Genomic DNA, 4884 nt, shown 5'->3' with positions numbered 1-4884 from the left:
TAGTTGGGACCTTGTCCCTGTGAGAGTAGGACGTCGCCAAGCAACTAAAAACACAAGTCTTTTGACTTGTGTTTTTTCGTGTTTAATAAATGAAAATGGATAAAAAACCGATACTTCAACTTAAATATCGGTTCAATAATATGTGAAATATACGAATCTATAGTAATACGAAGAGTGTAAATAAGATAGCCAGCAAAATACGATAATATGCAAAAGGTTTTAAACCTATCTTCTCTAAAAGCTTTAGGAATGTTACTACTGCTAACATTGCGACTATAAAAGAAGTGATGAATCCTACCACAAACATAGGGATATCATCGACACTTAAATACGTCCAGCTTTTTAATAAGTCTAAGCCTGTAGCCCCAACCATTACAGGTAGGGCAATAAGAAAAGAGAACTCAGATGCAGTCTTATAATTTACTTTTGCTAATAGACCTCCAGAGATAGTAGAGCCGGCTCTGGAGAAGCCAGGGTATACTGCTAAACATTGAAATAATCCAATTGTTAATGCTTGCCGGTATGTTAAATCGTCCAGTGAATAGGAGGTTGCCTCTTGTTTTTTTACTTCTGCAAAGATCATAAGAATTGCCCCTGCTACAAGTCCAATCACAACAGTGTATGGCTGAAATAAGTAAGTTTTAATAACATCATGTAGTAGCAAACCAGCAACTACTGCCGGAAATACGCCAAGAAATACATGGAACGCGTTGAATTTTTTCTCTTTCCGTAGAAGAGGCTTAATATTACATAAAGAAACGAGACGTTTATGATATAAAATTGCAATAGCTAAAATTGCGCCTAGCTGAATAACAATTTCAAACGTTTTCGCTCTTTCTCCTTCAAACCCTAATAAATGCCCGACTAATATAAGGTGACCAGTAGAAGAGATAGGTAAAAATTCAGCTAACCCCTCTACAATACCGAGTATGAAGGCAATTATGATATCGCTCATAGTATCACTCCTATAAATTAATGAATGTCTACTCTTTTAAAATAGAATAGTGTTGCAATAAATCCGAGAATCGCCGTTGTTGCAATGATGATATAAGAATACTCTGGTGGATATGTGGGTTGTAATTCATTATTTGCAATATCTAGAGTAGCGGTCCACGGAAATAAATCTTTATGTTTGGAGTTCACGAGCATAAGATTCATCATTGTAATAATGACTGTTAATATAATAGGCGGTACATAGCTCTTCATTACAAGAGTTAATAGCACAATAGGTGAAGACAATAGAAAGAGAAGTCCACCACATATTAAAAATTTTAGGAAAGAACCTAAAAGTAAAGTAGTGTTAAAACCAGGGAAGTTCCCCAATAGCCCTAATATTAAAGTAAGCGACCAAGCGACTAAAGTTAGCATCATGATCCAAAGGAAGAGAATGATGAACTTACTTATAATAAAGCTAATGCGCGACACGGGGATAGTTAGTAAATTTTTTAGTGTATCTTCTGCATATTCGCGGGTAAACAGATAAGCAACAACTACTCCGTATAAAGGGAATCCTATAACTAAAGTAGTATATAAGTTAACGTCAGTGAATAACTGGTGGAACCAAATAGTCGGAGTTGGCTGTTTTGTTTTTATATGTATATAAGAGGCTACTACGACTAAGAAAGGTGCGACACCAGCCCCAATAATGCTAATTAAAAACATATTAGAGCGTTTTAGTTTTAATAGTTCTGTATAGAGTAGATTAACCAATTGTTCCACCTCCAACTAGTTTGGTGAAATAATCTTCTAATCTGTCTTCACTGATCATCATTTTTAATACTTCAATATCGTTCAGAACGAATGTTCTATTAATGTATCCTTGTTGCCCAAAATGAGAGTAAATGCGAATATTCCCTTCATCATGTACCTCATAATCGAAAATTTGAAATTGATTTTCTAATAGCATCGCAGCCTTATTGTCATTATTCACCTGAAATTCTATGTACTTACGGTTTGCTTTGCGCAGCTTATCAAGAGAAACTTCTTCTAGTAACCTTCCTTCGTGAATAATTCCGATACGATCAACTAACTGTTCTACCTCTGCTAAAATGTGACTAGAAATGAGTATTGTTATATTCCTTTCTTGAGCTAAAGAATGAATAAGTTTTCGCATTTCTTTAATACCGATGGGGTCTAGTCCGTTAGTCGGTTCATCTAATATGAGTAGTTCGGGATAATGGAGAAGGGCGCGTGCAATTCCTAGGCGTTGCTTCATTCCTAAAGAATACTTTCCTACTAACTTTTTTGTTTCATACTGCAAGCCCACTATTTCTAATGCTTCTTCAATAGCATTCTTTTTGTACACCCCGATTATCTTTGCATTAATTAATAAGTTTTCTTTTGCAGTTAAGTTTTCATAAAACCCTGGAACTTCAACGATAGAACCAATTCTACTTAAAATATCTTTTTGATTTTGAAATAAGTCCTCTCCGAATATTTCGATAGTTCCACTTGTAGGCTTTATAAGACTAAGCAGCATACGAATGGTTGTTGTTTTACCAGCACCGTTACGTCCTATGAATCCATAAATTTCTCCTCGTTGAACGTTAATGTTTAGCTTATCTACGGATTTTTGCTTGCCATATACTTTAGTAAGATTAGTCGTTTTTATAATTGTGTTTATAGGAGACACCTACTTTCTATAAGTTCTTACTTACATGATAAAAAGGAAGGCTTAACTGCATATTAATCATTTCTTAACTATTTCTTAAAAGTATTGTGTTTTGGAATGGAAAAGCCAAAAGTGGTTCGTTCCCATGGAATACTTTCAACCCATATATGCCCACCATTCCTCTCAACGAGCGCTTTAGAAATAGAAAGCCCGAGCCCGCTACCACCAAAAGACGAGTTTCTTGATTGTTCGCTTCGGTACATTCGCTCAAATACGTTTTGTAAATCATGTTTTGGAACACCAGGGCCTTTGTCCCAAATAAGAAGTTCATATGCTACATCAGTTTCTAGTAGTTCGACTCCTATTGTTTTCCCATCCTTTCCGTAATAAATGGCATTTTTCATTAAATTACCTATAATACGCATAAGGCTTAGGTGATCTGCAATGATAGGACAAGTAGACTCTGGTATGAGAACTTGCAGTTTAATATTATGTTTTGAGAGTTCAGGTAAAAACTCGATCAAAACTTCTCTAGTAACTTCAGAAAAGTCGAGTTTTTCTTCTTTTAGTGGAAATTCATTAGCGTCTAGCTTTGCCATATTGAATATTTCATCAACTAGGTGCTTTAAGTTATTTGATTTCATATAAAGTATTTTAAGATATTCTTGCTTTTCTATTTCAGAAGCAGCAACCCCATCTTTTAAAGCATCGATATATCCAATAATGGAGGTGAGTGGTGTTCGGATATCGTGCGAGATACTAGATAAAAGTTGTTTTCTAGATTCCTCAGACCTTTTTGCTTTAATCCGAACCTTTTCTAATTCAGCTATTAGTTCGTTTATTGAAAAAACGATATTATGTAACGATCGATCATTACTTGTGAATAATCTCGTTTGTAAATGCCCGTTTAGTGCACGACTTAATTTAGTGTCTATTGATTTGCGATTTTGAATGAATTGTATTCTTGAAAAGAAGAGATACATTGTAATTAAGATAAGGGTAATAAATAAAGAAATTTTTACTCTCGGATCCATTTGTATATTTAAAAGCCCGCAAATGATAAGTTGTAATGAAATAAGGAAGAGGATTTTATCAGTCTTCAAGCTTTTCACCCACAAACTTATAACCAATTCCCCATACAGTTTGAATGAATTTTGGATTGGAAGGGTCGATTTCTATTTTCTTTCTAAGTTTTCGAATATGTACCATAACGGTATTATCATCTTCTATATAATTATCGTCCCATACATTGCGGAAGAGCTGTGTTTTTGTAAATACTTGTCCTGGGTTTGAAGTAAAGAATTTTAATAGTTCTAGTTCTTTTCCGGTTAAGCTGATTTCTTCTTTATTTGTGTGAACTGTATATGTATTTAAATTGATAGTTAGTCCTTTAAAAGCTAAAGTTGTTTTCTCTTGTACATTAATGTTACTTCCAAGAACTAAAAAACGTCGTATAAGAGCTTTTACTCGTGCAATCACTTCGTGAATGCTGAAAGGTTTCGTAATGTAATCATCAGCACCAATGCTTAAACCTAAAATTTTATCGACTTCGTGATCTTTAGCGGTTAGCATTAATATCGGTACGTTAGTTTTATCTCTAAGCTTTCTGCATACTTCGATACCATCTACTTTCGGCATCATAAGATCTAATATAACGAGGCTATAGTTGTTTTGATTAAATAACTGTAAGGCTACTTCGCCATCAATCGCAGTATCTACCATATATAATTCTCGTTCTAAATATATTTTTAGTAAATTACGGATTTCTTTATCATCGTCTGCTATAAGGATACGTATATCTTTCATACCTTCACCTGCTTCTAATGGATTTCATTGATGGTGCAACAACCCTCTAATTATATACTAGTATTTGTTAAAATAAGGTTAATAGTTTTGTTGGAGGAAAATATCCACGCAAATTAAGCCTAGGGTTCAAAGTAAATTGAATATGTTTTGCGAGAATAAATTAAAGAGAAGCAGAAGATAGTTTTTGGTAATGAATTTTTGTAGGGACGTATATAGCTAAAAGAGCGTAAAAAGATTTAATTGAATATCTTTATAAAAAGTGTTGACGATTAGAGTATAGAGGTGTAATATAGAACAAGTCGCCGATGCAATAACGCAGAACACGACAAACGAAATGAAAAACTTAGTTGACATTAACTAACGGAGATGTTAACATAAGGGAGTCGCAAATGAGCGACAGACAAGTTCTTTGAAAACTGAACGAAACAAACAACGTGAAACGTCAATTTTTATTTTTAGATGCTAGA

5 protein-coding genes are annotated in these 4884 nt (G+C 34.2%); all 5 read right to left on the bottom strand.

Going from position 1 to position 4884, the window contains the following annotated elements:
- Positions 1 to 157: 157 nt before the first annotated feature.
- A complete protein-coding gene (uppP, locus tag V7S50_RS33870; protein WP_242256835.1) occupies positions 158 to 955 on the bottom strand; it encodes an undecaprenyl-diphosphate phosphatase UppP in 798 nt (265 codons plus the stop codon).
- Between the two features lie 17 nt (positions 956 to 972).
- A complete protein-coding gene (locus V7S50_RS33865; RefSeq protein ID WP_063225011.1) occupies positions 973 to 1710 on the bottom strand; it encodes an ABC transporter permease in 738 nt (245 codons plus the stop codon).
- The gene (locus tag V7S50_RS33860) at positions 1703 to 2632 is read right to left on the bottom strand and encodes an ABC transporter ATP-binding protein (protein WP_309259623.1); all 930 of its coding nucleotides are present in this window, start codon (positions 2630 to 2632) and stop codon (positions 1703 to 1705) included. Before V7S50_RS33860 ends, V7S50_RS33865 begins: the two co-directional genes overlap by 8 nt.
- Positions 2633 to 2700: 68 nt before the next feature.
- The gene (locus V7S50_RS33855) at positions 2701 to 3714 is read right to left on the bottom strand and encodes a sensor histidine kinase (protein ID WP_242256831.1); all 1014 of its coding nucleotides are present in this window, start codon (positions 3712 to 3714) and stop codon (positions 2701 to 2703) included.
- Complete coding sequence (locus V7S50_RS33850) at positions 3704 to 4417, bottom strand: response regulator transcription factor (RefSeq protein WP_199678332.1); 714 nt, start codon at positions 4415 to 4417, stop codon at positions 3704 to 3706. Before V7S50_RS33850 ends, V7S50_RS33855 begins: the two co-directional genes overlap by 11 nt.
- Positions 4418 to 4884: the final 467 nt, after the last annotated feature.

It is taken from the genome of Bacillus sp. CCNWLW194 (assembly GCF_037120585.1).
GTDB classification, from domain to species: Bacteria; Bacillota; Bacilli; order Bacillales; family Bacillaceae_G; genus Bacillus_A; species Bacillus_A basilensis.
The sequence above is the reverse complement of the archived record's forward strand: the minus strand, read 5'-3'. Positions and strand labels throughout refer to the sequence as shown.